Genomic DNA, 26,984 nt, shown 5'->3' with positions numbered 1-26,984 from the left:
ACCGTGCGGACGGTCTCCGCCCAACAGGCCACCACACTGGCACCTTCAGTCTTCAAACCGTTACATTCGGCTCATTCTTCACGTAGGTACGCGGCGGCGAGTCCTGCCAGTGCGGCGACGATCCCGCCGATCGCGGTCACCGCAGCGGAGCGCCCTGAACCACCTGCCGCGAGCATGATCACAACGATCGCCGCGACACCAGACAGGCCCACGCCAAGTGTCCGATTGACGACAGCAACCCGGCGATGGTCGGACCGACATTGACGTAATTTGTCCACTGTCTCCGCTCCTCACCCGTCGTCCAGCGCCATCACCGCCGCCCTTCCAGGACACCAGAGACCAGGCCGCCCCGACACGCGTCGTTACCGGATACGCAAGCGCTTTGCGCGCGCTGGCACGCCCGTTGCACAGTGGAGGCAATACCGAGCGTGACCATGGGCGGGAGACTGCGATGAGCGGCGACCGCCGGTGGGCCGGCCTTCCCGAGACCCGTCGGGCGGCGGCAGCCGGCGACCACGGCAGCCTGATCCGACTGGCCCGCACAGCCGCCCGGCTGACCCTCGCGGAGGCCGGACGACGCTGCGGCTACTCGGCGGCGAGCCTGTCGCGGATCGAACGCGGCCGGCAGCGGTTGACCGACGTGACCGCCCTGCGCCGGCTCGCCGACGTGTTCGACATTCCGCCGGAGCTGTTCGGGTTGGCCAACTCTGGCACATCGGCCAGCCACCACGGGTCCACTTCGATCGTTAGGCTTCGCGGTAGCCGATCCTGGCCTGAGACGGGAGAGGACGTGATCCGACGGCGCGCGGTACTGGGCGGACTGGCAGGGCTCGCCGGTGCGGCCATCCCCACGGGCCCGGGCTCAGCCGGCCACGCCGCTGCCCACCCACCGCAGCTGGCGGCCGAGCTGTCCAGACTGCTCCTCGGTGCGGATCCGAGCACCACCCCACCTGTCGGTCCGGTCGAGCTGCGCGCCAAACTGGCCGCCGCGTCGGCGGACCTTCAGGCATGTCGGTACGCGCGACTCGCCACCCGCCTACCGCAGCTGGTCACCGGCGCGGCGACGGTCACCGCCAACGCCGCCGATGACCGACGATGTGCGGCCACCGCCCTGGCGACCCGGGCGTACCACCTCACCGCACAGGTGCTGATCAAGCTGCACGAGGACGGCATGTCCTGGTCGATCATGGACCGGGCTGGTCAGACGGCGCGGGCCTGCGGGGACCCGCTGCTGCAGGCCGAACATGCCCGGATCACCGCGATCGTGCTCCGCCGGACCCGGCACCGCGACACCGCGCAGGAGGTCGTGCTCACCGGAGCGGCGACGCTCGACACCACGACCGGGCTGCGGCAACGCGATGACGTCACCGCGTACGGACGACTGCTCGCCACCGCCGCCTACACGGCCGCACTCGGCGACCAGCGGGACACCGCTCTGGATCTACTCGCCGAGGCGGACGAGGCCACCCGGCGAGCGGACCTGAAGCCCGCCTTCGGCAGCGTCGATGTCGCGTTGTACCGGATCGGAGTCTGCCGAGCGCTGGGCGACTTCGGCGCGGCGGTCGAATGCGCTCGGGCCATCACCCCGCAGCAGTTGGGCACCGTGGAGCGTCGGGCCCGCTACTGGCAGGACACCGCGCTGGCGTTGCACGGCCGAGGCGCGAACGCCGAGGCGTACCGGGCGTTGCTCGCCGCCGAGCAGACCGCGCCGCAGGAGGTCCGCTACCGGCCGTGGGCCCAGCGGTTGACCGTCGACCTGCTGTCGAGCGACCGCCACCGGTCTCTTCCGGACCTGCGCGCCTTCGCCGCCCGCGTCGGCGTCGACACCTGATCCGACGCGACGGGCCGACCGATCCGCCGATGGCACGCCGCCGGCGCGACGGCACGATGGACGGATGCGTGTTGGTGACCCAGACTTCGACCGAGCCGCCGACCTCAGCATCGACGCGAACGAGGAGACCTTCTATGGCATAGCCGCCGGCTTGTGGGATCTACCCGGTGACGGCGGGTCGACGGTCGTGGCCTGCCTGACCAGCGAGAAGCTACGGCTGTTCTCGTTCAGCAGGTTGCATCGGACAACCGTGGAGTCCATGATGCCGACGGTCATCCCGATCGAGAAGATTGGTCAGTGCCAGGTTCTCAATAGAGATCGTGGCGAGATCGCGTTTCGGGTCAGCGACTACGACGGGCAGCGAAGCAAGCGGATCGTCATCAGCTTTGGCGGATGGAACCCTGCCGGAATCGCTCTCGCCGATCAGATCAACGAGGCGGTGCGGGCGAGCAGGTCGCGGGAGGAGACGACGCACGGACGTCAGGTGGGACTGATCAGCGATGACGAACGGCTGTTCTGGTCGTCCACCGAGGTCGTACTCGATGCCCAGTATCACATCGACTGCTACACGGAACGTTCCTGGGCAGCCACCGACAGGGGCCTGATCGCATTCACCCATGACCCGCCGAAGGTTGCGGTCAGGCTACTCGACGACGATCCGTCCTGGCGACTCGACTACGCCCACTACGGCCAGGCAAGGATCCTCAGGATCGGCGGCGCTGGAGCGGTGATCCCTTCGGTCTGTCTCTACACCAGCGACTGGATCGTGGCGGACGACCTGCGCCGCATCCACCACGAGAGGCACACCACGTCGCCGGAGCCAGAAGACCTGGTCGCCAGATTGGCGAGCAGCCAATCCTTCAAGTTGGACGACTTCCTCGGGGAGTAGGTCGCCGTTCCCTTTCCCGACGTGTGATCCAATGCGCCTCAGCAAATTGACCACCGGCGTGTCGAGTTGGTGAAGCGCAGTGGATCAACAACCGGAAGGCAATGGATCACCGTCGACGAGCAGGGTCACGCCGTTGTCCCGGCAGATGTCGCGCCACACCTCGTCGACCGGGGCCGAGGTCAGCAGGATCGGGGTGACCACCCGGCCGAGCAGGGCCAGCCGGTGCCGGTACTCGAGCACCTGCCCGAGACCGAGCCGCAACTGATCCTCCGGACCAGCACCGACGAGGCTCTTGACCTCGGCGATGTACTGCCGGCCGTCAGCGTCCTGCCAGGCCAGGTCCACCGGCACTCCGGCCAGCCCGGTGCCCGCCGACGTACCGGTGGCGGCCAGAGTGTCGATCAGCCAGCGGCTGAGCCGGTCGTGCTCGTCGCACCCGGCCGCGTACGCGTGCTTGTCGAAGGCCCGGGTGCCGGTCAGCGCCGCCGGGTCCACGATCGGAGACCGGTACGGACGGTCGAACGCCGGCTCCGGCTCTGACCGCAGTGGCGGGGAGTCGAAGTGCGCCTGTGCGGCGGACCAGGCTCGGGCCAGCCGCTCCGGCCGGTGCAGTCGCTGGAACGAGAAGCCGCCGACGGCCAGACACTTGACGTTGAGCAGCCGCGCCGCAGCGAGGACCGGTGGCTGCCGCAGGGCCCACAGCGCGTCGTCGACGGTGTCGCACACACAGCCAATCTTCTCGCCCCGCAGGGTGTCGTACGGGTCGTCCTCACGCTCGGCGACCCGGGTGACCCAGGCGTCCTCGTCGATGACGCCCGCCTCGAAAGCCGCATCGACGGCGACCTTGTCCAAGTGGAAGTTGATCCCGTCGCCGTCCTCGTACAGCCACAGTGTCTCCAGCCGGCCGAGGGTCACCCGCAGCAGCGACCGGCCCCGCACCCGCCGCTGGTTCAGGAACCACAGCTTGCCGTCGGTCTCGGCCGGCTTCGGCACGGTCATCCGGATGTACCAACCGGCGAGTGCCCATGAGGCGCGCGCCGGCTCGTCAAGATCAGCGTCGAGTGGATCCACGCCCGGTGCGGCCAGATCCCCGGCGGCGGGCAACGCCGGATCGGCGAAGACCCAGTGGGCCATCTCCGCCGGACTGGTGTAGCTCCACAGGCCGGATTTGGGATGCCGGGCCAGGTCCTTCTCCACGTTGGCGACGTCTTCCGCCGTCCACCATGCCCCAGTTGACACGAGATTCACCTTCTTCGCCACCAGTCGTCACCTAAAAACCACGTTAGGCGACATCTGGTGATAGCATGCGGCGACACGCGTACGGCAGGGGTGTCCTGGTCAGAGCAGCGCGACGCCGATGAGGGTCAGGTCGTCGAGGCCGTCCAACGGTTCGCCGGCCAGCGGCTCGACCCCGGCGCCAACGACGTCGCCGTTCTCGCCGTCGCGGCGCAACCAGAGTCGGCCGACCGCCGCCGCACCGGCCTGTCGGGCGAAGACGATCCGTCCCTCGTAGAGGTCGAGCTGGCCGGGTGTCACCGGTTCGAACACCTCACCGGGTACGTCGTCGATCAGGAACCTGCGGTCGGCGCCGACCGCGGCCGTGTGTTCGGCGAGGGTGACCCGCAGCGCCCCGACAGTGGTCTGATCGTCTCGGCCGAGCAGCCGACCCAGCACGTCGGCGGCGACACCGCGACGCAGGTGCTCGTGGTAGCGGTCGTTGCGGAACACCCGCAGACACCGGTAGCAGCTGGTTTCCACCCCGCATTCGCAGTCGCGGACCCGCCGCAGCGCCTCGTCGAGGACGTCACGTACCCGCGCCGCGATCCGTTGCACGTGCCCGGCACCGCCCGGCACGGTGTCGTACAGCATGATCACGCTGCGGTTGGCTTCGGTCCGGTACACCGTGGCGTCGATGTCGTCGCGGGAGATCTCCAGCGCCTGCACTGCCCCTTCAACGACCGCGTACGCGAGCGACCGCCAACCGTTGTCGTCGATACCGCCCAGCGCGGCGCTGTCGACACTGAGGTCGAGCACGTCGGTCTGGTACTTGTGGGCCAGCGACAGCAGTTCCAACCGGCCCGGGCAGTCCCGGCCGGTGAGCGGGCTGGAGTGCTGGCGCTGCTTTTTGCTGGTGTTGGACTGGGCGAATCCGCACCGGTCGCAGATGAGGTAACCGGCTCCGCCGGCACCGTCGCTGACGGCGATCAGTTCGCCACGGGAGCCGGCCCGGACCGTCACGGAGCCGCCCGGCAGGTCGACCTTGTCCTCGAGAATCTCGGCACCGGTGGAGACCACGTGGGTGGCGCCGTGCCAGGTGCGCCGGGGCGCGGTGCTGGGCCGGCGGCCCCCGGACCGGTCGGCGACGAACCCGAACACCGGCACCGCGTACTGCCGGGGGACGCCGGTGGCCGGCGCGCCGCAGGCCGGGCACTGCGGGTCGAGCCGCTCGATCGAGTCCCGGTAGTGGCCGCAGCCGGCGCAGACGGCGTAGTGGCGCCGTTCCAGGTCCCGGCCGGGCAGCCGGTACACCCCGGCCGACTGCCAGGTCTGTCCACCGGCGACCACCTCGGCACCGGGGGCGTACTCGTAGATCGCCGACGACAGGTCCCGGGACAGCTCCAGTTGGCGGGACATCTGGTCGTCGGCGAAGGTGAGCCGCAGTTCGACGGTGTCGACCGGGAAGCCGTACTTGGGCAGGACGTTGCGGTTGGCGAGCAGGCCGAGCAGTTCCCGGCCGGTGATGGTCTTCATCACCCGGCCGAACCGGGCCGCGCTATCGTCCTTGCGGGCGGCGAACGCCTCGGCCCGTTTCTCCTCGTAGATGTCGACGTCGTTCTGCAGTTCGGCGCGGACCGACTCCAGCAGGCCGACCAGGTGGGTGACCCAGTCGCCGGAGGCGACGCCGATCTCGTCGCGGACTTCGGCCGGCAGGACCCGGTGCAGCGATTCGACGATCTCCGCCGGCACCGGATCGAGAAAGCCGGCGACCAACGTCACCGGCGCGACGCCGTCGTCGCCGGCGAGCAGGAACTCCCCCGCCGTACGCCAGATGGTGCCGTAGGTGCGGAAGTGGTGCCGGAAGAACGCGGCCAGGGCCACCGAGTGGGCGTGCCTGCGGTCGATCCGGACGTTGGTCAGCGGCACGTACGGTGCCCGGACCTCACCGGCGATCATCCGGTCCGGTTCGGCGAACCGGGACAGGTCATGTGACCGGCGCTGCGCGTAGGTCAGCACCAGGGCCGCCGAGTCGGTGCGCCGGCCAGCCCGCCCGGCCCGCTGCACGTAGTTGGCGGTGGTGGGTGGCATGTTGCGCAGCATGACGGCCTGCAGTTCACCGACGTCGACACCGAGTTCGAACGTGGTGGAGCAGGACAACGCGTTGACCTCGCCCCGGACGAACTCCTGCTGAATCTTCGCGGCCTGTTCGCTGGTCCACTGGGCGGTGTGTTCGAGCACCCGCATCGGCACCGGGTTCATATCCCGGTACACCGACCGGTAGTGGTCGTGGTCGACGTCGGCCGGCGGCGGCACCCAGCGGGCCAGCTCACCGACGCACTTCATGGTGGGGCAGACCCCCCGGACGGTGTACGGGGTGATCCGCCGGCAGGTGCCGCACTGCCAGACCGGGTGGTCGTCGCCGGGGACCGTGCAGGTGACGAGTTCGTGGTCGAGCTGGTAGACCTGCCCGATGCCGGGTTCGAGGCTGGATCGCAACAGTTCGCTCATCGGCCCGGCGGTCAGCAGCCGCCAGATGCCGTCGAGCAGCTGGTGCGGGTCGGCGGTGACACCGAGGCGGGCGAGGACCCGCCGCAGGTAGTCGACCCGCCGGTTGGTGCCTTTCGTCGGCAGCCAGCTCAGCACCTTGCGGCGGGAGTCGGAGCCGGTGCCGCGCAGGTAGATCGGCCCGACGCGGGGGGCGAACGCCTCGTCGCGCGGGTCGACCCCGTCGGGGGCGGCGACGGCTCCCTGCAGCCGTACGGAGCGCAGCAGTTCGTCGAGCAGCGCCCACACTTCCACCTCGGTCAGGCCGAGGCTGGTCAGCGGTTGGGGTGCCCGCCAGGCGGGGTCGCGGGACATGCCCCAGGCGAGCAGGCCGCGCCCTTCGAGGGAGTTGCGTTCGTCGACGCCGACGATCTCGGTCTGCGCCCAGAGGGCGACCTGCCGGCGGCGGGCCTGGGCGGAGTCGCGGCGTTGGAAGATGCCGTACTTGTCGGCGGCGCGGGCCGTGTCGTGGACGACGTCGTCGAGCCGGATCTCGGCGTCGCCACGGGCGGTGGCGGCGAGCGCGCCTTCGCGCAGCAGGCGGCGTCGCTGCACCCGCTGGTAGGAGTCTTCCAGGTACGGGGCGAAGTAGGCCGCCGACTGGCGGCTGTCGCTGAACAGCAGCACTTTGCGACCGCCACCGGGCAGGGCCTGCTGCGCCGCGTCGGTGGCCTGCGGCAGCCGCTGGTAGAGGGCGGTGGCGAGCACCGAGGCGGAGGCTTCGTTGCCGCTGGCGAACAACCGGATGAGTCCGTCGCCGCGTCCGCCACAGCCGACGCAGGAGGTGAGTGCTTCGGCGTTCTGCCGCACGAACCGCACCGCCCGCATCGGACTGTTGGGGCACTGTGGACAGTTGCCGGGCGGTCCGACCTGGAACACCCCGCAGCGGGCGCAGAGCGCACCGGTTTCGCTGGTCTTGGCGACGCTGTTGGTCTGCAGGGTCTCCTCATCCTCGTCGGTGGTCACCGCGTCGACGAGGGCCAGCCAGGTCTGTTGTTCGTCGCGGGAGCGGCGGGACCGGAAGACGGCGGTGCTGCCGACCCGTTCGACAGTGCCGGCCAGGTGTTCGGTGCCGCACCGACGGCAGGTGCCGATCTCGAAGGCGGCGTCGCCGCAGCTGGTGCAGCGTTCGTGCCGGGTGAGGCTCACGTGCGGGCCGTTCGCGCCGAGGCAGGCGAAGGCACCTTCGGTGGCGCGGGCGAACAGGTGGTAGCGGGCGGACAGCACCGGGGTGCCGGTGCTGTCGTGGATGGCGTTGGCGAGTGCGACGAGGTCGGTGACGGCCGTCTGGTCGGCGTCGTCGGGGAACAGCGCCCGGGCGACCTCACGCAGCGGCATCGGCCCGTGGGAGAGCAGCCGCTTGAGCCGGCGTACCCGCTGCTCCTGCTCCAGCACCGCAGCGGCGGCGTCCACGACAGCTGGCACGCCGTCGCGGCGGGCGCGCTCCAGCAGGGCCGCTGCCGGCGACGGGGCCTCGCGCAGCTGCCGGTACGCGGCGGCGGGAAGCGGACCCCATTCCGGCCCGGCCGGCACCTCGACCCGTTCGGCGGTGATGACGTCCTGCGACGCGGCGTCGGCCGGGTCATGCTGGAACGGAACCGGGAACAGGGAGCTGGCGAAGGCGGCGACCGCCGCCAGGTCGCCGCCGACGGTGGCGCTGGTGGCGATGCACTGCACCGACCGACCTCGGCCGACCCGGTCGACGAGCCGACGCAGCAGCATCGCCAGCTCGGCGCCGCGCGCCCCGTCGTAGACGTGGGCTTCGTCGACGACGATGAACTGCCAGTGGCCGGCGTGGTCGCCTTCGAACAGGTCCATGTCCAGTGGCCGCAGCAGCAGGTATTCCAGCATGGCGTAGTTGGTCAGCAGCAGATGCGGTGGCGTGGCCTGCATCTGTTCGCGGCTGAGCAGTTCGTTGGGTAGCCGCTGCTCGCCGGGGTGCTGTTGGGCGAAGACCTCGGCGGCCTCGCGCTGCGTGTGCCTGGTTTCGCCGGTGTAGCGGCCGAAGGTGATGTCGGGGGCTCCGGCGAGCAGGGTGCGCAGCCGCTTCATCTGGTCGTTGGCGAGGGCGTTCATCGGGTAGAGCAGCAGCGCCCGGACACCGGGGCCGAGGGTGCCGGCGGCCCGCTGCGCCATCAGCCGGTCCAGGATCGGCAGGAGGAAGCTTTCGGTCTTGCCCGACCCGGTGCCGGTAGCGACGACGACGTTGCGCCCGGCCCGCACCTTGCCGATCGCCCGTTCCTGGTGCCGGTACAGCGGCCGGTCCAGGGCCAGGCCGGCGCCGAGCGCGGCGATGCCCGGGTGCAGCGCCCCGGCGTCGATGAGCTGACGCGGGGTGCGTCCGGTGCGGTACGGCGGGGTGGCTTCCAGCAGCGGCCCTTTGGTGATCTCCCGGCTGATCGCGTCGGCGATCGCGGTGTCCAGTGCGGCGGCGAGCCGGGGATCTCTCGGCTCGACCAGGCTGCGTAGGTACCGCTGATAGGTGGCGACGATGTCGTCGCTGGTGGCCAGGGGATCCAGGATCATTCGGCGTCTCCGGTGAGGGTGAGTTCGGCGAGGAAGATGTCGATGGTGGTCAGGTCGGGGGCGTGCCGGGCCAGGGTCGCGTGGTGCGGGGTGGTCCGGGTCAGCAGGTTCGCCGGCAGCCGGTCGCGGGCGACCAGCCGGGCGGTGAAGGCGAACGCCAGCGACAGCGCCGGCAGGTCCGGCCAGCCGGGGCCGCGTTGTCGGGCTCCGACGGCCGCGTCGACGACCGGGCCGCCGGCGGCGGCCAGCGCGGGCCGCAGGGTGCGCAGCAGGTCGGGGCCGGCGGCGGCGACCCGGGCCACGCCGGGCCGGTCGCGCACGTCGAACAGTCGCCGGGCGGCGGCGACCCGTTCGTCGACATCGAGGAGTCCACCGGGGACGATGCGCATCGCCCGCCACAGCTCGTCGCGCTGCTCGGCCGGCAGCCGGGCGAGCATTTGCGCGGCCTGGTCGAACCGGCCGGCCGCCCGGTGCGGGTCGGGCTCGCCGGCCAGAAGCTTGTCGAGCACGTCGCCGCACGCCGTCGCCGCCCGTTCGTGCAGGTCGTCGCCGGCCGCGGTGACCCCGAGCCGGTACGTGGTGGCCAGCAGCGCCGCGAGTGGGCTGGTCTGCCACAGCCTCGCCTCGTCGGCGGTGCCGAGGTAGGCCAACGGCGGCAGCGCCACCAGTCCGGAGTGCACCAGCGGGGCCACCAGTTCGGCTGCGGGTGACCGGGTGCGGGTCAACGCGGTCAGGGCGGCGACCGGGTGTCGGCGCAGCACGGCGGCGGTGTCGCGGACGGCGACGGTGACGCCGTGGCGGCGCAGGTCCTCGGCGCGGCGGTACAGCGGGAGGATCAGCGGGGCGATGTCGGGGCGGTCCGGCAGGTCGGTCAGCCCGGCCAGGTGACGCGACAGCGCCGTGTCGGGGGTGTCGGGCAGCGGCGGGTCCCAGTCGCCGTCGACGGTGAAACTGTTGTCCTGTCCGGGCCAGTCCGGCCAGGGTTCGGGCAGCCACGGGTCGTCGACGCGCAGCAGCACCGCGAGCGGCCCGGCCCGGGTCAGGTCGGCGGGCAGCGGCTCGCTGGCCAGGTCTGCGCCGATCGGGGTGACGTGCGGTGGCCGCCACGGGGCCAGCACCTGGTAGACGCCGGCGGTCAGTCCGTTGACCGGGCTGGCGTCGTCGAGGGCCAGCTGGTCGTCTTTGAGGTGGACGGTGCCGGCGAGTTGTCGGGGCAGGCAGCGGGCGACCGGGAACTGTTGGCCGCCCAGGCGGACCGCGAGCTGGGCGGAGCCGCAGACCCGGACGGTGTCGGCGATCGCGGCGAGCGGGAACCGGGCGAGTGGCTGACCGTACGTGGCGCGGGAGGCGAGCGTCTGCCGTTGCTGGCCGCCGCTGGTGACGACGAGGTCGGCGTCGACCGCCGCCGGCAGCCGGACCAGCAGTTCGCCGTCGCCGACGGTTTCGGTGTCCAGGCGCAGCGGCTGCAGCGACCACGGGGTGGTGCGGCCGGCGCTGATCCACTGGGCGGACATGTGCGGCGGGGTGACCCGTACCGTGGTGGTGTGTCCGGCGGCGGTGAGCTGCGCGTCGGTGCTGGTCTGGGTCGGGTCGAGTCGGGTCAGCGGCGGGTCGACCCGCAGCGCCGTCGCGGCCGCGCCGAGCCGGACGGTCGCTGGCGCGAGGCCGTCGGGCCGCAGCTCCCGCCACACCGGGTGGACGGTGACGGTCAGCCCTTCGGCGAGGTCGAGGGTGCGCGACAGGCCCCGGCCGAGCGGCCCTCGGACGGTGATCTCGTAGCTGCCGACGAGTGGCCGGGGCAGCTGCCGCCACGGGTCGGTGACGGTGTCGCCGGTGATCCGCACACTGGCGGCGGTGAGCAGGTCGGCGCTGCCGGGCCGGCGGACGCGGATCGACCATTCGGTGGCCACGCCCGCCTCGGTCGGCAGGAACAGTGCCGGGGCGGCACCGTACACGGGGGTGCCGGCGACGCTGACCACGTCGGGCAGCGGCGGGCTGAGGCGCAGCTGGGCCCGCCGGGCGGTGCCGACCCGCCGGGTCGGTCCGTCGGCGAGCCGCAGCCCGGTGACCTGTCCCAGGTCGACCCGGCGCAGCGTCCAGCCGAACCAGCCGTACGGCACCGGCAGGTCGCCGTCGGCTGCCGGGCCGCCGGGGCCGGCTTTGGTCGCGGCGGCGGCCCGGTCGATGTGCAGGGTGACCGGCTGGCCGGTGCCGTCACGACCGGGGTGCAGGATCCAGACCGGCTCCGGTGGCAGGCTGGCGGTCAGCGGCACCCGCCGGCCTTCGTCGGTGAAGATCAGCAGCGGTTCGCGTGGGTCGATCAGGTCGAGTTCGAACTCCCGCTCGATGGCGGCGAGTTCGACGGTGACCTGCCGCACCGGTCGGGAGATCGTCGCGACGGCCGGTGGCGCGGTGTCGACGTCGCCGGGGATCCGGGAGCGGCTGACGATCGTCTGGACGTCTTCGCCGGCCCGGACCCGCCATTCGACCCGGCCGCCGGGTGCGTCGGGCACCGCCGGCAGCCGCACCAGCAGGCCCCGGCCGTACGGCTCCAGCTCCACGTACGGTCGGGGTGTCGCCGCGCCGCCGCTGCCTCCGGCGGCGGTGCCGGTGCGGGTCGCGGTGCCGGCCCAGTCGAGCTGCCCGGCCTCGACGTAGCCGCGGGCCTGGTCGATCAGGTGCGGCGGCAGGCCGAGCCCGTCGGCGGTGAACGCCGGCGCGCGGAACCGGTCCAGCAGGTCGATGCAGCGGTCGACGAGGTCTTCGGCGTATTCGCCGCCATGCTGCAGCAGCCGCCGCACCGGCATGTCGAGGGTGTTCAGTCGCGATTCCCGGCCGGGTGTCAACGCCCAGGCGAAGAAGTCCGTGACGGTGGTGCCAGGCTCGCGGGACTGCCGTTGCAGCAGCAGGTTCAGCAGGTCCCCCAGGCAGTAGGCGGGAATCCCGCCGTGCATGAGGATTTCACCGACGTTGATCTGCGGCAGGCCGGGGAATCGGGCCAGGCCGAACTGGTCCAGGTTGGCCCGGAACGCCGCGCCCCAGGCGGTCTCGTCGACCTGGTGGCGGGTGTGGTCCCGCACGGCACCCCAGTAGTTGCCCTGCTCGTAGCGGGACGCACCGATCCCGCTGAGGCCGACCAGCAGGCAGGCCGGGTAGCGGTAGTACAGGTATTGACGCTGCTCATACTCGCTGCCGGCGCCGTACAGTTTTCCCAGCGCACTGACCGCTCGGCGGGCTTCGAGCTCGGGCACCGCGATCTCGGCGACCAGCGATACCGCCCGCAGCGCCGGCGCCCACTCACGCTCCCGATCGTGGAGATAGTCGGATGCCCGCACCACGGTCCCCCTGACGAATAGGCGATCTGGGCCGTATCGCGACTATGCAGATGTATCGGCAGCAACTCAAGGAAACAGGTCCCTCCGGAACCTGACCGTGTCCGTTCGGTCAGCGCCGTCGGGCTGACAATCCCATCACACCCGCCGACGCGGCCGGCACGGCAGGCACCGACGACGGGTGTCAGCGCCGCGCCGGCCGCAGCCGACTTCTATCACTGGTACGGGTCGGTCCCGTTGACGGCACGCGCTGATTCCCGCACTCCGGGCCGGGTCAGCGCCTGTTTGTAGATCGCGATCGCCACCATCCGGCCGTCGCGTCCACCGCCGACGATCGTGGCGATGACGCCGATCACCGGCGACTCGTCGCTGTCGTGGCCGTAGCGGATGTCGGAGACCCGTACCCGCATCGAACAGTCGCCGTACACCCAGTCGGCCTTGCCCAGGTGCAGCGTCTCGCCGATCCGCAGCGGCTCGTCAGACATCGTCGTCCTCCCCGTGCGGGTAGCCGTCCGGCATCAGCCCGGAAAGCTGCAGCACCGCCCGCACCCGCCGGGCCTTACCCGGATCCCAGCGGTCGAGGATGACCAGCGACCGCAGGAACGGCCGGCACGGCGCGGCGACGTCACAGGTGCGGCATTCGCCGAGCCGCGCCGACGGCAGGTGTTCGGCGATGTCGATCCGCGCCCGGTGCACCGCCTGCGCCACCACGGTGTCGCCGGGGTCGAGCGCGGCGTCGACCGCGCCGGTCAGAGCGGGGTCGACCGCGCGGGCGGCGGTCAGCCGGAACCGCGGGTCGCGGCCGATGTCCGTCTCCCCCGGCGTCCGTCGCGGCAGCGGCGGCCGATTCGGGGTCGCATCGGTACGCCGTGGCGTCCCGATCGACGTGTAGCGGGCCAGCCGGGGCGTCCCGCCGATCCCGTCGTTCCTGTGCACCACCAAGATCCTCCTTGGATAGCCAATGAGTCGTGACATCCACCCTGGACTCGGTGTCACGGTTGGCGGAACCCGACCGGTGACCCCGTGCACGCCGGGAGTCCCATGACGCGAACCTCGACCAGCACGAGGGAAACTGAGGGATGCGAAAGCCTTGCAACGTCAAGAGTCCATCTGATAGAAGCCCGAAGATCAATTACTCAACCTGATCTTGCAGTTGTCCACAGGACCGAAATCCATGCTGGACGCCTCAGCGCTCGTCGAGGAAGATGATTGGCGAAATCACGCAACGGGGACGCCTCTCGGCGATGTCTCCACCGCGTGTGCACGAGGGAATCCGAGGGATGCGAGGGGCTTGTGAGCGGCAGCGAGTATCTGATATCGGAGCTACGGCGAGTACGCGAGTCGATGGGTCTCACCCAGGAGTCGTGGGGCGAGCGCGTCCACTTCTCCGCGAAGCACGTCGGCTCCATCGAGCGCGGCGAACGCCCCGCCCTGCCCAACTACCTGGGCATGGTCGACAAGGTGTTCGGCACCGCCTTCATGAAGTTCTACCGCGAGTTCGTCATCGGCGAACACGCTCCCGTGTGGTTGAAGCCATTCGTCGATTACGAGGCGCGAGCGACCCTACTTCGCGTCTTCCACCCGTTCGTCGTGCCCGGACTGTTGCAGACCGAGGCGTATGCCCGGGAGGTGCTGCGGATCTTTGACGAACCCGCATCCGATCTTGACGCTCTGGTCCAGGCAAGAATTGCCAGACAGTCGATCTTGACCAAGGACAGCCCGATCCGGCTTGTCGCGGTGGTTGACGAGCTGGTCTTCCATCGTGAAGTTGTCAGCCGAGAGGTGATGCGGGAACAGGTCGACGCGCTGGTGTCCGCATGCGAGCTGCCCAATGTCCAGGTACATGTGATCCCGCTCGGCACTGGCCTCTACGCCGGGCTTCATGGCGGCCTGGTGCTCGCGACTGTCGAGGGGCGTACTGTTGGGTTCCTGGACGGCTACCTACGCGGTCGGATCATCGAGGCCCCGTATGACACGGCCAAGCTGGAGGACGCGTGGGAGTCGACCCGAGGACATGCCCTGCCGTACCAGCAGAGCCTAGACCTGATCAAGAGGATGGCCGAGAAATGGACATGAACGGTGCACTATGGCACAAGTCGAGCCGCAGCGACACCAACGGATGTGTCGAGGTGGCCGAGAACCTGCCCGGTCGGGTGTACGTACGGGACACCAAGGACCGCGACGGCGGCACCCTCGCCTTCGCCCCGGCTGCCTGGCGGTCGTTCCTCGCCGAGATCACCGTCAACCGCTGAACCACCGGCCGGCCGGCAACTGACCGGCCCGGCCACCGGCGCCACCGTAGCCCCCTGTCCGGCCCACGACGCGGGCCTGACAGGGGGCTGACGCCGTACCGCCGGCCAATCTCACACGTTCATCAGCAGCAGCATCGTCGCCATGCCGGCGCTCATGACGCCGTAGCTCAGCAGATGCAGCCGATGGTTGGACGTCGTCGCGGCACGGTACAGCCACCACAGCGCGCCGGCCGCGCTCAGGACCACGAAGACGACGTTTGTCAGGTCCGCCCACGCCGGAGTCGGCGTGGGCGTCGCCCCGGCCGCGGCTACCCCGTGCACGTGCCCGGAGCCACCGCCGATCCCCATCTCCGACATCAGGGTCGGCATCGCCGCGAGCATCCAGATCATCGCCAGGTTCTGCGTGACGTGGCCCAGCACGTCGACGCGCTCCGATCTGCCACGCGCCCGCCCGTACCCGGGCAGCAACGCGAGCACCAGGATGCCGAAGATCGCGACCTGCGCCCAGGCGACCACGCCATCCACCATCAGCCAGGCCATCAGGATCATCGCGGCGCTCATCACGCAGTGATTGATATCGATCAGCTCCGCGTCAGAGAACGCCTGGTCACGCGACACGCCACGGCGACGAATCACCAGGTCACCGACGCAGACGAGCCCGGTCAGCAGAAAAACGATCGTCAGGACGGGAACCCAGGGCGTCTCCAGCACGACTCTAGCTAGTACCACAGGCCAAGCCGCCGAACAACGGGACGATCAGGGAAAGGGCCCACCGCGATGACCACCGTAGAAGCCGAGACACCGCCCTCCGGGGATACCCCGCCCGGGGAGGCACCCCCGTCCCCGGCCCGGCCGCGCAAGACCAACTGGTTCGCCGCGTTCTGGCGTTGGCACTTCTACGGTTCGGTACTCGTCATACCCGTACTCTTCTGCCTCGCCGTCAGCGGCATGACCTACATGTTCCGGGCAGAGGTGGACTCCCTCGCCCACCCCGGGGTGCTACAGGTGCCGGTGGCTGACGGCGCCGAACGAACGGCGCTGTCGGCCCAGGAGGCAGCCGTCCGCGCGGAATTCCCGGACCGCCCCATCCTGTCCGTGCAGGACGGCACCGGCGACCGGGCGACCCTGTTCGTCGCCGGGCTCGACGACGGCAGCAGCACCAACATCTACGTCGACCCCTACACCGCCACCGTCACCGGCGAGCTCAGCCAGGACCAGCTCATCTCCACCTGGGCCGAACGCGTCCACGGCGACCTGCTCATCGGCGACGGTGGCTTCGGCGACCGCGTCGTCGAACTCGGTGCCTCCTGGGCCATCGTGCTGACGATCACCGGGTTCATCATCTTCTTCCTCGGTCGCCGAGCGCGCGGCGGCGCACAGGCCAAAGGCAAGCGCGGCGCTCGGCTGCGCAGCTACCACGCCCTCGTCGGGCTCCCCGTCGGCCTCGGCATCCTGCTACTGGTCGTCTCCGGCCTGCCGTGGACCGGCGTGTGGGGTGCCCAGGCGCAGCAGCTCGCGGTCAGCGGTGGCTCCGGGCTCTGGGGCGCGGACCCTGGTGCCGAGTCCACCATCCGGCAGCAGATCGAGGACTCCGACGGCCAGTCGGCCCCTGCCGGGTGGGCCTCCGGCAACGCCCCGACGGGCAGCAGCACCGGCGGCGGCACCCCGATCTCGATCGACCGGGCGGTCGACGCGGCGCAGACGCTGGGTGCCCCCGGGCCGTACCTCGTGCTCTACCCCGAGGGCGAGACCGGCGTGTTCAGCGTGATGAGCAGCCAGTGGTACGACGTCGGCAACCCCGCCGAATCCGACGTCAGCCAGGAAATGACCATCCACGTCGACCAGTACAGCGGCGAGGTGGTCGGTCAGTACGGCTACCACGACTACAGCGCGATGGCAAAGGTCGTCTCCCACGGGATCGCCCTGCACGAAGGCCGCCGCCTCGGCACCGTCAACACGATCATGTCCACGCTCTTCTGCCTCGCGGTGATCTTCCTGTGCGTCACCGGTCCGATGATGTGGTGGACGCGCCGGGGCACCGCCGCCGGCCTCGCCGCGCCACGGGCGAAGCTCCCGGTCTGGGGCAACTGGACGCTGCTCGCCGCGATGGCCGTACTCGGAGTCTTCCTGCCCTTGTTCGGTCTTTCGCTGCTGGTCATCCTGGCGCTGGACCAGTTCCTCATCCGCCGGGTGCCCGCGCTGAAGTCCTACTTCGGCACGGTCTGACCGAACAGAGGTGTTATTCATGGTTCGTCGTACTCCATGATCGGACGGATCTCGATGGTGCCGCGCCGGGCACCCGGGCAGCGGGTCGCCCAGCTGACCGCGGTGTCCAGGTCCGGCAGGTCGACCAGGTAGTAGCCGCCCAGGATCTCCCGGGTCTCGGCGAACGGACCGTCGGTCACCAGCTGATCGCCGCCACGCAGCCGTACCGTCGTCGCGGTCTGCACCCCTTGCAGAGCCTCGCCGGAGATGAACGCGCCGGCGGCGGTGAGCGCCCGGTCGTACGCCCAGTACTCGTCGATCTCCGCCTTGATCTGCGCCTCGTCGGTCGGGTCACTGGCCGGGTCACCGTAGATCAGGAACATGTACCTCATCCGAACTCCTCCGTCGCGTGCCAGGTGCGGTACGGCGTACCGCCGCCCGGAACAACGACGAACGGCGACTCCCCGGATCGACCGGTTGCCCGGTCTCCCCCTCCGGCCGAAACGACGTGGGCCCCGGTGGCCGTGGCCCGGGTTACGGGTCACGGCCACCGGGGCCCGGGACGGTAAACGTCAGTCGGCGGCGGCCAGCCGGTAGGCGTGGATCACCGTCTGGGTGAACGTGCTGCCCTGGCGGTCCTCGGCACCGATCCGCAGCGACACGTACCCGTCACTGTCGGGGTGCTGCACCGTGGCCACCCAGTTGCGGCCGTCGGCCCGCACCGACGCCGGCAGCCAGGTGGTGCCGTCGTCGTAGGAGACCTCGACCGACAGCGCGTCCAGGTTGACCTTGACGCCGGTCTGCCGACGGATCGTCACCGGGATGTCGACCTGCGCACCGGCAGTGGCGTTGCCCGCTTCGTCGAGCGGCGGCGCGGGGCGGGCCACCATCACCGGCAGCTGGCGCCAATCGTCACCGTTGACCCGCCCGGACTGGAACGTCCAGGCCAGGTTCACCTCGGTGGCGAGGTCGCTGACGTCGCGGGTCGCGGAGGTCTCCAACCGGTACTCGGCCTGCCCGGGTGGCACGACGAAGTAGCCGAACCCGCCGACATCCCACTCGTCGACGAGCGCGCCGTCGCGGTAGAGGGCCGTGCGTTCGGTCACCGACGTCGAGATGCCGGCGTGTCCGGCGGCGTCACCGAACAGGGGCACCTCGGCGACGATCTCGTCGCCGAGCCGGCTGACCCAGCCGTACGGCGAGGTCGTCGCCGGCATGGCCGGACCGAACGGCGGCAGGTTCCAGGTGTCGGTGTGCCGGCCGCCTGCGGTGTACGCACGGGCCGGTTCGTACAGGAACGACACCAGATCCAACCAGCCGTCCTCGGTCGGGTTGGAGAAGTACAGGTCGGAGAACCAGCTGACCTGCTCGGCGCTGTACCACTCGATCCGCTCACCCGGGACGGCGACCTCGGTCAGCGAGCCGAACGACGCCAGGGACGGGCTGTCGAACGTGGCGGAGATCAGCCGGTCGGTGACCTCCCCGGTCTTGACGCCCCCGAAGTCCTGGCGGACCCGGGCCAGCTCGGCGGCCTGATAGTCCTTCTGGTAGCCGGTCGGGAACGTGCCGCTGAACATCTCACCGAGGGCGTACGCGTACGGGCTGTCGACGAAGCCGCCCTCGCCGTCCGGTTTGTACCAGTGGTGGGAGATGGCCGAGTTCAGCCAGGAGGCGGGCTCCGTACCGAGATTCTTGGTCGACACCCCGTCGAAGCTCGGGAACGACGCGCTGACGCTCAGCGCCCCGGCGTCCGCCTCGAAGGCCACCGAGACATCGACGGTGTCGGTACGGGCGTTGGCCTGCGGGACGGTTGCGCTGACCGGCTCGGACTGGCGCGCGTCCAGGGTGACCGTGGCCTCCTCGGTGAGGTTCACCTCGGGTTGCACGAGCACCGCGCTGGCGAGGGGGTCCCCGTCCTCGTCGAACTCGTCGATGCTGCTGAACAGACCGTAGCGGCCCTTGGGCACCCGTACGGTCGCGGTGCCGTCCGGGTCGTAGACGAGGTCGGCGTAGTCGGTGTCCAGTCCGATGAGGGCGGTGAAGTGCTCGGTCGCCGGCTCCCCGGACGAGTCGAGGTGGGCGACGGTGAGGTCGTAGCTCTCGACCTCGCGGTGCACCCCGACCGGGGTGACGACGCGCGCCGGCCCGGCGGTGGCGACCAGGTGGCCGCTGTAGAAGCCGTCGGCGGTCTCGACCCGGGTGTCGGCGGTGACGTCGACGCTGGCCGTACCGCCGGCCGGCACCTGCACCTGCGCGGCGCTGGTGGTGAACATGCCGGTCGGGACGCTCGCGCCGGACGGCCCGGTGATCTCCCAGGCCAGGTCGAGGGTGACCGGCGCGGTGCCGGTGTTGCGGTAGGTGACGGTCCGGGTGATCGGCTCGTCGTCGTGGTGCGGCCAGATCGCCCGGCCGAACGAGACACTGGCCGGCTCGGCGGTCACCGTCTGGGTGATGGCACGGGCCACGTCGACCAGGCCGGCACCTTGGCCGTACGCACCGGTTCCGGAGTGCGGTGCGGCGGAGCCCATCAGGGTGGACTTGAACTGCGGGGCGGTCCAGTCCGGCTGTTGCTGGGCGAGCAGCGCGACGGCGCCGGCGATGTGCGGCGCGGACATCGAGGTGCCCGGCGCGGAGACGTAGTGCTCGTCGATCGGGACGTTGAGGGTGGTGCCCTCGGCGCGGGCGGCGACGATGTCGACACCGGGCGCGGTGATGTCGGGTTTGACGGCGTCGTCGCCGACCCGGGGGCCACGGCTGGAGAAGTAGGCGAGTGAGCCGTCGCGGTCGACGGCGCCGACGGTGAGGGCCGCGTCGGCGCTGCCGGGTGAGCCGACGGTACGGTCGGCACCGGCGTTGCCGGCGGAGATGACGAACAGGGTGCCGGTCTGTGCGGTGAGGGTGTTGACCGCCTCCTCGAGGGGGTCGATCTCCGGTCCGTCGCCGCCGCCGATGCTGATGTTGACGACCGGGACCTGCTTCTCCACGGCGAGCCAGTGCATCGCGTCGATCATGGCGGAGTCGTCGCAGAACGAGCCGGGGCAGACCTTCGCGGAGATGATCTTCGCGCCCGGCGCGACGCCCCGGTACTTGCCGCCGGAGGCGGCACCGCTGCCGGCGATGATCGACGCGACGTGCGTACCGTGGCCGGCGGTGTCGCCGTCGGCCGGCGCGTCGGTGAAGTTGCGCGACTCGATGACGACGTCGGCCAGGTCGGGGTGCCCGGAGTCGACGCCACTGTCCATGACGCCGACGGTGACGCCGGCGCCGGTGAACCCGGCGTCGTAGGCGGCCGGCGCACCGATCTGGGCGACGCTGCGGTCGAGCAGCAACTCGCGCTTGCCGTCCAGCCAGATCCGATCGATCCCGGCGTCGGAGGCCCGGGCGGCACCGCCGCCGGCCACCGTGGACCACAGGTCGGCGATGGTCGCCTTGTCCGCGGTGACCGCGGTGCCGTCGATCGCCGGCAGGTCCCGTTGCACCTCGACGCCGTCCGGCTGGGCCGCGCCGCGTGCCGCAGCGCCGTCGGAACGGGTGAGGATCAGCGGCAGGTCGGCACGGGCCGCGTCGTGGTAGCCCCATTCGATCAGCTTGGTGACGTTGAACAGCCGCCGGTCCAGGGTGCCGCGCCCGACCAGGTCGACGGCGTCACGCGGGAGGACGTGCAGGTCCCCGTCGACGCGGTAGGTGCGGAACTGCATGCCGGCACGGCCCTGGCCTGCTCGCAGGGCGACCGCACCGGCTCCGGTGACGGTGACCTGGTCACCGGTGATCAGGGTGACGGTGGTGCGCTGGCCGGTCGGCGACTGTCCGGCGGAGGGCCGGCCAGCACCGTCACCACCGGTCGGCGCGGCCCAGCCGGGTTGCCCCGCCCCGAACACGAGTACGGCGGCCAGTCCGGCCGCCGCAAGTCTTCTCGATCGTGTCACCAGTACCTCCCCATTGGACGTCTATCAGGACGTCGGGTGGACGCGAAACCTAAGAGTTACACAGGCGACACTTGTAACGTAACCCCTGAATGAAACTTTCTATCACAAAACCCTGCTTTTAGGACTTTTCACAACCAAGTTGCCAGTGGACGGTTGCGCGACGGGCGAACGGACCACGACCGCTGTACGGAAACCCCCCAGAACAACGGCCGGGCGTGAACCGAACACCTCGCCCCGTCGTCCTCGCGGTGAGATCGCCACCGCGACGAGGAGCCCCCGTGAGACTGACGACCAATGCCCGCCGGGTCATCGCTGGGGCGGCGTTGTCCGCCGCAGCGCTGTGCACCATGGCAGCCTCGGTCCAGTTCGCCCCCGCCAACGCCGCCGGCATGCTGCGCGGCGCCGACATACCGACCGAGGACCAGCAGGCCATCGTCGCCGCCGCCGGGTCCTGCCCGACCCTGACCCCGGCCCGGCTGGCCGGCCAGCTGATGACGGCGTCGCAGTTCAGGTCCGAACCGGTGCAGGCCGTCAGCGCCAGCGGCGGCAAGGGCGTGGCCGGGCTGACCGACCCGGTGTGGCGACGCTGGGCACCCTGGCCACAGGCGGAACTCGCCGACCGCGACGCCAGCATCCACGCCCTCGCCCGGCACATGTGTCAGCTGGTCGGCCAGCTGCGGGTCGAGCAGGTGCCCGGTGACCCGTGGCAGCTGGCGCTCGCCGCGCACCAGCTCGGTGTGCCCGAGGTGCGCGCGGCCGCCGGAGTGCCGAGCGCCACCGGCGACTACATCGACACCGTCGAGCGCTACACCCAGTGGTACGCCCTCTACCCGGCCTTCGGCGGCACCGGCACTCCCGAGCCGACCCCGACCGCCGTACCGACCACCCCCACGACCCTGAGCCGGGCCGCCCCGGTCGCCGTACCCGACGAGTACCTCGCCGCCGTCCTGGCCGCCGGCAGCATCTGCCCGACGGTCACCCCGGCCCGGGTCGCCGCCCAGATCATGGCCCAGTCCGGCTTCGACCCGAACCTGCTCGGCCCCACCGGCGGCCAGGGCATCGCCCAGTTCCTGCCGCAGGTCTGGGTCCAGTACGTCCAGACCGCCGGCGACGCCACCCCGTGGGACGCCGAGGTCGCGATCCCGGCGCTGGGCAGCACCATGTGCCGGCTCGTCGACGAGATGGCGTCGCTGAGCGACGACCCCTACCCGTTGGCGCTGGCGGCGTACCACTGGGGAGCCGGCACCATCCAGGCCGCCGCCGACCTCGACGGCTCGTCGACCCTGGCCGCCTTCACCACGCTGGTACGCGAACACGAGACGTTCTACGCCGCCGACGCGCGGATCGGCGGTGCGACGCCGCCGGCCAGCCCCAGCCCGTCCGGTACGCCGCCGCCGGCCGCCGCGCCGGAAGCCACCGTGGCACCGGCCCCCGGCCCGACGCCCCCCTCGAAGGCACCAGCGGCGAACACTCCGGCGCCGAAAGCCACCACCCCGCCTGCGAAGACCCGGTGGCAGTTGGTCAGCCACGCCTCCGGCAAGTGCCTGACCCAGCATCACGGGCCCGACACCGAACGGTCCACCCCGTTGACGATCGCCACCTGCACCGGCGCCGACAACCAGCTGTGGGAGTTCCTGCCCGACGACACCATCCGGTCCCAGGGCATGTGCATGGACCTGACCAACGGTCGGACGAATGATCTCACCATCATCGGCAGCACCCGGTGCAACGGCTCCGCCGCGCAGCGCTTCCACCTCAACAGCACGGACGACCTGACCTCGCTGAAGGCGTCCGACGAGCGCGGCAAAGGGATGTGCGCCGACGTCTACGACGGCCGCACCGCCGACGGCAGCCAGGTGCTCCTCTGGCCGTGCACCGGCCAGGCCAACGCGAGCTGGAGCCGCCGCTGACCGGCTGATCCACTCACCCGTACGGCGCGACGGCCGGGTTTCGGATACCCGAACCCCGGCCGTCGCCGTGCCCCCGCTGAGCCGGCCGTACCACCGGGCGGTCAGCCCGGCGGTGGCGGCACCCCGGGGGCGGGCCGGCCTGCGGACAGATCCAGCACCGTGGTCACCTGGGTCTTCGCCGACGTCGTCGGGGCCGTCGGACCGGCACCGTCGGGGTCGGCGGTCGAGCCGTCCGGTACCGCACCCGCCGGGCCGGCAACGGTCACCTCGTCGGTGCCGCCGGCGGCCGACCGCGCCGAACCGGCGGTGACCTTGTCGCCGGTGACAGCGCCGGCCTCCGCGTCGACGGTGCCGTCAGCGAGGTCGTCCGCCGGTGCGCCGAGTCGGCGCCGGGCCCAGAACAGGGCACCGAGGATGACCAGCACCACCGACGCCACCGCCAGCGGCCAACCGGAGGCACCACCGGTCCCGCCGTCGCCGGCACCACCGGCCCGGGCCTGGGTCGCCACACTGACCGCCGCGACCGGATCGACGCTGCCCCAGCCCAGCTGGTCGTCACGCTCGGCCGCGGACGCCAGCTCCGCGGTGTCGCTCAACCGCTGCACCACCTCGGCGGCGGTCAGCTCCGGCTGGGCGGCGCGCAGCAGCGCCGCGACACCGGCCACGTACGCCGCGGCGTACACCGTCGCCGCACGCGGTTCGACGCCGGTCACCGCCGGTGCCACCACATCGACCTCGCCGGCCGGATGCTCGGCCACCGGCGCACCCTGATCGTCGACGGCGGCGACCCGCAGCACCGCGTCCGGCGGGCCGGGGGCCGGTTCCAGGTCGGCACCGACCCTGGCCGGCACGACCACCACGCTGTCGTGCTCGGCGGCGGTGGCGATCGCGTCGGTGACCTGCGGGTCGGACAGGTCGACGTAGCCGCCGACCACCACCACCTCGGCGCCGGTGGACAGGGCGACCTCAATCGCCGTCACCTGGTCGGGAATCCGGGCCTGGCCGGCGGTGTCGACCAGCCGTACCGGTAGCACACCCGCCTCCGGTGCCACCCCGCTGCGGGATCCGGCACTGAGGTCGGCGGCGACGATCCCGGCCATGGCGGTCCCCGTACCGAGACAGTCGGTGCCGGCCCGCCCGGCGCCGGTCACGATGTCCGCCCCGGCGGTCACCCGACCGGTCAGCTCCGGCAGCGTCGCGTCCACCCCGGAGTCGACCACTGCGACGGTCACCCCGGCACCCCGACTGCGTGACCACACCTCGTCGAGCGCGGGCCACGGCTGCCCCCAGTCGATCAGGCTCGCCTGGCAGCCCGAGGTCAACCAGGGCAGCGCGCCGGCGGCCACCGTACCCGGCGGACGGCTCGCACCGGCCGACGGCGAGGCCGACGGGGTCGGAGTCGGGGTCGCGGTGGGCGACGGCGCGGCGGTGCCGGTCGGCTGGCCGGCACCCGGCTGGGCGCCACCCGGTTGGCCGCTGGCCCCGGGCTGCGGTGACGACGGGGCCGGACCGCCGCCGGTCGGGGTCGACGGACGCGGCGTCGGATTCGCCGGTGCGGTGACGGGGGTGAGATGGCCGTACCGCACGCCCTCGCCGACCGCGTCCCAGGGCAGGACCAGCTCCCAACCGGCCCGCAGCACACTCGGGTCCACCAGGGCACCGCCGGTCGGCTGCGGCCGGCCGGCGTTGAGGTCGAAGATGTCGGTGGCCCGGTCGGCGTCGCCCAGCAGCCGGCTGGCGATGAGCCACAGATTCTCCGGCCGCCCGTCGACACTCGCCGCCACCACGTAGTACAGCTGGTAGCTGCCGGTCGGGCCGGGTTCCGGGGCCGACCGGTGCACCGGTGCGGCGGCGACGGCACCACCTACGGCACCGGCCGGTCCGGCGACGCCGAGCGGGCCTGCGGCCATCACGGCCAGGATCAGGCCGAAGGCGACCGGTACGCGGACGCCGCGCATCCTCATCAGATCGTTCCCTCCCTTGTCGGTGCCGGGAATCCGGCGATCCGCTACGGCATGGACGACGGCGCGATGTCCTAGGTTCACCACCATTAGGGAAGTGCATCGTGAACCTTTGCACCCGCTGCTTCGTCCCAGCGTTGGCAGATCGTTCATGGCTGGCGGGTGCACCCGCCAGCGGCGGGGGTGGGCATGCGGCACCGGTCACAGGTCCGTCACGCGTTGTCGACGCTCGCGGTCCTGATCGTCGCCGTCGCGGCGGGCGTGGCGACGGCGACCGTACCGCTGGGGTGGGGCGAGGTCCGGCCGGCCGTCGCCGCGCCGGCGCCCGGCCCCGTCCCCACCCAGGACGCATCCGCCGGGCAGAACGTGCGCTACTACGTCGTCGATCAGCTCCCCGGTGGTGAACGGGAGTTCCTGTTCGCCATCGCCGCACGCACCCTGGGCGACGGCCGCCGCTACCCGGAGATCTTCGAGCTGAACGTCGGGCGGCCACAGCCCGGCGGTGCAGAGTTGACCGATCCGACGATCCTGGAGCCGGGTTGGGTGCTGGTGCTGCCCGACGACGCCCGGGGACCGGGGGTGCGGTACGGGCCGCTGCCGGTGGCCGACGGGTCGCCGGCCATCGTCTCGGGGCAGCCGCCCGCCGACGCCGTACGTCAGCCCGACCGCGAGTCGGAGCTGCTGCTGCGCGGCGGGGCGGCGATGATGGCGGTCGGGCTGTTCGCGCTCGCGATCCTGGTGCTGCGCCGAGGCGGCGGCAACCGCCGGCTCGCCCGGCAGGCTCGGCCGGCGCGGCCGGCGCGGCCGTCGACCGCGACGAGTCGGCAGGCGACCGCGACGACGCCGTCGGCAGCCCGGCCGCCGGCCGTACCCGCGCCATCGACGACCCGGCAACCCGACCGACCGCCGGCGAGGACGATCCAGCCGGTGGTCGCTGCGAGCGGTGACCCGCCGACCGTCGCGACGCCGGCGACCGTCGCCGACCCGGTACCCGCCGCCCCGGACGAGGTAGCCCCGGACGTCGTTGCCCCGGACGTGGTGACCGAGACTGCGGCCGTACCCGGGCTGGTGGTCACGACGACGGCGCCGACCGGCACGACAGCGACAGCGACGGACCCGGTCACACCGGCCGGCGACGAACGGCGGCTGCCGCACCTCGAGGTCGAGTTGCGCGTCGGCGACGATCCGGCCGTCCTGCGGCTCACCGGCATCCGTCGGCCGCGCGCCGGCACCCCGTACGGGTGGTGGCCGGCCGGGCAGAACCACGCCGCGCCGCCGGTCGCGACGGCGATCCCGGTAGGCGTCGGCCCGGACGGACAGTTCTGGATCGACCTGCGGCAGGCACCCGACGTGCTCGCCGTCACCGGCCCTACCGCCGCCCGCCACCGGGCGGCCCGGCTGCTCACCACCCGGCTGCTCGCCGCCGGAGCCGGGGTGACCGTCGTCGGTGACGGGGTCACCGCCCTGCCGCAGGGCTGTCGTCGTTACCCTGCCGACGTGACCGCGCTCGTTGACGACGTCTCCGCGTCGGAGGCGGTGACACTCGTCGCGGAACCCGCACCCGACCAGCTGGCGGCGATCCTCGCTTTGGCGCACCGCACGGATGCCGCCACCGTACCGGTCGTGGTCACCGCAGGGCCGCCGGCCCGGTGGACCCTGCAGATGGTCGATGGCTGACCGCGACGGGCGCCAGCCGCTCACGCAGCGCCTGCAGGGCGTAGAAGGTCCGGGACTTGACGGTGCCGACCGGCACACCGAGCAGCTGCGCGGTCTCCTCACCGGAGCGTTCCCGCAGGTAGACCTCGACCAGGACGGTTCGCAGCCGGTCCGGCAGGGAATCGAGCGCGGCGTGCACCACCCCGGCGTCGAGCAGGCGTTCCACCGGGTCGTCGGTGTCGGGGTGGTCGTCGAGCAGCTCACCGGCGAGTTCGACCGGCCGGGTGGTCCGCAGGTCGTCGATCGCCACGTTGCGGGCGACCGTGTAGAGCCAGGACCGGCGCCACTCGCCGGTGCCGGTCCGCGACTCCGGCCGGCGCCAGGCCCGCAGCAGGGTCTCCTGCAGCAGGTCCTCGGCCCGGTGCCGGTCACCGTTGGTGAGCCGGATCAGGTACCGCAGCAGCCCTGGCGCCTGGCTCTCGTACAACTCACGCAGCTGCGTGTCGGCGCCGGCAGTTGCCGACGCCGACTCCGTCGCGGCGCTGATGTGCACCGTCATCGTCGATGTCGTCCTCGCGCGGATGGAAGCCCCCCGGTGACAGTATGGACGGATCAGGCGCACGGCAAGCTGGTGTGTCCGATTACCTCAGCCAACGCGGCAGCGGTCCCGTTTCGACACGAGTTGTTAACCGTCAACGGCCTGCCGGTCGGGACCCGCCGTGGTATGGATGGGC

At 71.5% G+C, this 26,984-nt stretch carries 18 protein-coding genes; 7 read left to right on the top strand and 11 right to left on the bottom strand.

The window, feature by feature from the left end; genetic code table 11:
• Positions 1-71 precede the first annotated feature (71 nt).
• Positions 72-278 (bottom strand): hypothetical protein, encoded by a 207-nt coding sequence (locus O7608_RS20160; RefSeq protein WP_289206087.1) that lies wholly within the window; start codon positions 276-278, stop codon positions 72-74.
• Between the two features lie 173 nt (positions 279-451).
• Between O7608_RS20160 and O7608_RS20155 the strand changes: the two genes are divergently transcribed.
• Together O7608_RS20155 and O7608_RS20150 are read left to right on the top strand one after the other, a co-directional pair.
• On the top strand, positions 452-1,831 hold the full coding sequence (locus O7608_RS20155) for a helix-turn-helix domain-containing protein (protein WP_289206086.1): 1,380 nt from the start codon (positions 452-454) through the stop codon (positions 1,829-1,831).
• Between the two features lie 64 nt (positions 1,832-1,895).
• On the top strand, positions 1,896-2,720 hold the full coding sequence (locus O7608_RS20150; RefSeq protein ID WP_289206085.1) for a hypothetical protein: 825 nt from the start codon (positions 1,896-1,898) through the stop codon (positions 2,718-2,720).
• Between the two features lie 84 nt (positions 2,721-2,804).
• On the opposite strand, the gene O7608_RS20145 is transcribed toward O7608_RS20150, so the two are convergent.
• The 5 genes from O7608_RS20145 to O7608_RS20125 all read right to left on the bottom strand — a co-directional run bounded on the left by O7608_RS20145 (position 2,805) and on the right by O7608_RS20125 (position 13,279).
• On the bottom strand, positions 2,805-3,959 hold the full coding sequence (locus tag O7608_RS20145; RefSeq protein ID WP_289206084.1) for a hypothetical protein: 1,155 nt from the start codon (positions 3,957-3,959) through the stop codon (positions 2,805-2,807).
• Between the two features lie 99 nt (positions 3,960-4,058).
• Complete coding sequence (locus O7608_RS20140; protein ID WP_289206083.1) at positions 4,059-9,008, bottom strand: DEAD/DEAH box helicase; 4,950 nt, start codon at positions 9,006-9,008, stop codon at positions 4,059-4,061.
• Positions 9,005-12,343: a hypothetical protein gene (locus O7608_RS20135; RefSeq protein ID WP_289206082.1), complete on the bottom strand. Its 3,339-nt coding sequence runs from the start codon at positions 12,341-12,343 to the stop codon at positions 9,005-9,007. Before O7608_RS20135 ends, O7608_RS20140 begins: the two co-directional genes overlap by 4 nt.
• 212 nt (positions 12,344-12,555) lie before the next feature.
• Positions 12,556-12,825 (bottom strand): hypothetical protein, encoded by a 270-nt coding sequence (locus O7608_RS20130; RefSeq protein WP_289206081.1) that lies wholly within the window; start codon positions 12,823-12,825, stop codon positions 12,556-12,558.
• Positions 12,818-13,279, bottom strand: a complete 462-nt coding sequence (locus O7608_RS20125) for a hypothetical protein (protein ID WP_289206080.1) — start codon at positions 13,277-13,279, stop codon at positions 12,818-12,820. Before O7608_RS20125 ends, O7608_RS20130 begins: the two co-directional genes overlap by 8 nt.
• Positions 13,280-13,633: 354 nt before the next feature.
• On the opposite strand from O7608_RS20125, the gene O7608_RS20120 reads away from it, so the two are divergent.
• Together O7608_RS20120 and O7608_RS20115 are read left to right on the top strand one after the other, a co-directional pair.
• On the top strand, positions 13,634-14,416 hold the full coding sequence (locus O7608_RS20120; protein WP_281555060.1) for a helix-turn-helix domain-containing protein: 783 nt from the start codon (positions 13,634-13,636) through the stop codon (positions 14,414-14,416).
• Entirely contained in the window at positions 14,413-14,592 is a 180-nt protein-coding gene (locus O7608_RS20115; RefSeq protein WP_281555061.1) for a DUF397 domain-containing protein, read from the top strand. Before O7608_RS20120 ends, O7608_RS20115 begins: the two co-directional genes overlap by 4 nt.
• Before the next feature lie 111 nt (positions 14,593-14,703).
• On the opposite strand, the gene O7608_RS20110 is transcribed toward O7608_RS20115, so the two are convergent.
• Positions 14,704-15,303, bottom strand: a complete 600-nt coding sequence (locus O7608_RS20110; RefSeq protein WP_289206079.1) for a DUF5134 domain-containing protein — start codon at positions 15,301-15,303, stop codon at positions 14,704-14,706.
• Between the two features lie 66 nt (positions 15,304-15,369).
• Here O7608_RS20110 and O7608_RS20105 point away from each other — a divergent pair, with 66 nt between their 5' ends.
• A complete protein-coding gene (locus tag O7608_RS20105) occupies positions 15,370-16,818 on the top strand; it encodes a PepSY-associated TM helix domain-containing protein (RefSeq protein ID WP_289206078.1) in 1,449 nt (482 codons plus the stop codon).
• Between the two features lie 17 nt (positions 16,819-16,835).
• Here the strand turns inward: O7608_RS20105 and O7608_RS20100 are convergent, their stop codons facing one another.
• Together O7608_RS20100 and O7608_RS20095 are read right to left on the bottom strand one after the other, a co-directional pair.
• On the bottom strand, positions 16,836-17,189 hold the full coding sequence (locus O7608_RS20100) for a YciI family protein (RefSeq protein WP_289206077.1): 354 nt from the start codon (positions 17,187-17,189) through the stop codon (positions 16,836-16,838).
• A gap of 180 nt (positions 17,190-17,369) precedes the next feature.
• Positions 17,370-20,723: a S8 family serine peptidase gene (locus tag O7608_RS20095; protein WP_289206076.1), complete on the bottom strand. Its 3,354-nt coding sequence runs from the start codon at positions 20,721-20,723 to the stop codon at positions 17,370-17,372.
• Between the two features lie 278 nt (positions 20,724-21,001).
• On the opposite strand from O7608_RS20095, the gene O7608_RS20090 reads away from it, so the two are divergent.
• The gene (locus O7608_RS20090) at positions 21,002-22,633 is read left to right on the top strand and encodes a ricin-type beta-trefoil lectin domain protein (protein ID WP_289206075.1); all 1,632 of its coding nucleotides are present in this window, start codon (positions 21,002-21,004) and stop codon (positions 22,631-22,633) included.
• 101 nt (positions 22,634-22,734) lie between these two features.
• Here the strand turns inward: O7608_RS20090 and O7608_RS20085 are convergent, their stop codons facing one another.
• Positions 22,735-24,597 (bottom strand): S8 family serine peptidase, encoded by a 1,863-nt coding sequence (locus O7608_RS20085; RefSeq protein ID WP_289206074.1) that lies wholly within the window; start codon positions 24,595-24,597, stop codon positions 22,735-22,737.
• A gap of 186 nt (positions 24,598-24,783) precedes the next feature.
• Between O7608_RS20085 and O7608_RS20080 the strand changes: the two genes are divergently transcribed.
• Positions 24,784-26,271 carry a hypothetical protein gene (locus O7608_RS20080; RefSeq protein ID WP_289206073.1) on the top strand — a complete coding sequence of 496 codons (1,488 nt, stop codon included), beginning with the start codon at positions 24,784-24,786 and terminating at the stop codon, positions 26,269-26,271.
• Here O7608_RS20080 and O7608_RS20075 read toward each other — a convergent pair.
• Positions 26,222-26,809, bottom strand: a complete 588-nt coding sequence (locus tag O7608_RS20075) for a sigma-70 family RNA polymerase sigma factor (RefSeq protein ID WP_289206072.1) — start codon at positions 26,807-26,809, stop codon at positions 26,222-26,224. The two genes, O7608_RS20080 and O7608_RS20075, sit on opposite strands and share 50 nt — an antisense overlap.
• Positions 26,810-26,984: the final 175 nt, after the last annotated feature.

The organism is Solwaraspora sp. WMMA2056 (genome assembly GCF_030345095.1).
Taxonomy (GTDB): Bacteria; Actinomycetota; Actinomycetes; order Mycobacteriales; family Micromonosporaceae; genus Micromonospora_E.
Note: the sequence above shows the minus strand (reverse complement) of the source record. Positions and strands in the feature narration are given on the sequence as shown.

Excerpts from the sequence above, each read along its gene's own strand:
- O7608_RS20155 (WP_289206086.1), top strand. The coding sequence starts at position 452 with ATGAGCGGCGACCGCCGGTGGGCCGGCCTTCCCGAGACCCGTCGGGCG.
- O7608_RS20150 (WP_289206085.1), top strand. The coding sequence starts at position 1,896 with ATGCGTGTTGGTGACCCAGACTTCGACCGAGCCGCCGACCTCAGCATC.
- O7608_RS20140 (WP_289206083.1), bottom strand. The coding sequence starts at position 9,008 with ATGATCCTGGATCCCCTGGCCACCAGCGACGACATCGTCGCCACCTAT.
- O7608_RS20130 (WP_289206081.1), bottom strand. The coding sequence starts at position 12,825 with ATGTCTGACGAGCCGCTGCGGATCGGCGAGACGCTGCACCTGGGCAAG.
- O7608_RS20115 (WP_281555061.1), top strand. The coding sequence starts at position 14,413 with ATGAACGGTGCACTATGGCACAAGTCGAGCCGCAGCGACACCAACGGA.
- O7608_RS20105 (WP_289206078.1), top strand. The coding sequence starts at position 15,370 with ATGACCACCGTAGAAGCCGAGACACCGCCCTCCGGGGATACCCCGCCC.
- O7608_RS20100 (WP_289206077.1), bottom strand. The coding sequence starts at position 17,189 with ATGAGGTACATGTTCCTGATCTACGGTGACCCGGCCAGTGACCCGACC.
- O7608_RS20085 (WP_289206074.1), bottom strand. The coding sequence starts at position 24,597 with ATGAGGATGCGCGGCGTCCGCGTACCGGTCGCCTTCGGCCTGATCCTG.
- O7608_RS20080 (WP_289206073.1), top strand. The coding sequence starts at position 24,784 with ATGCGGCACCGGTCACAGGTCCGTCACGCGTTGTCGACGCTCGCGGTC.
- O7608_RS20075 (WP_289206072.1), bottom strand. The coding sequence starts at position 26,809 with ATGACGGTGCACATCAGCGCCGCGACGGAGTCGGCGTCGGCAACTGCC.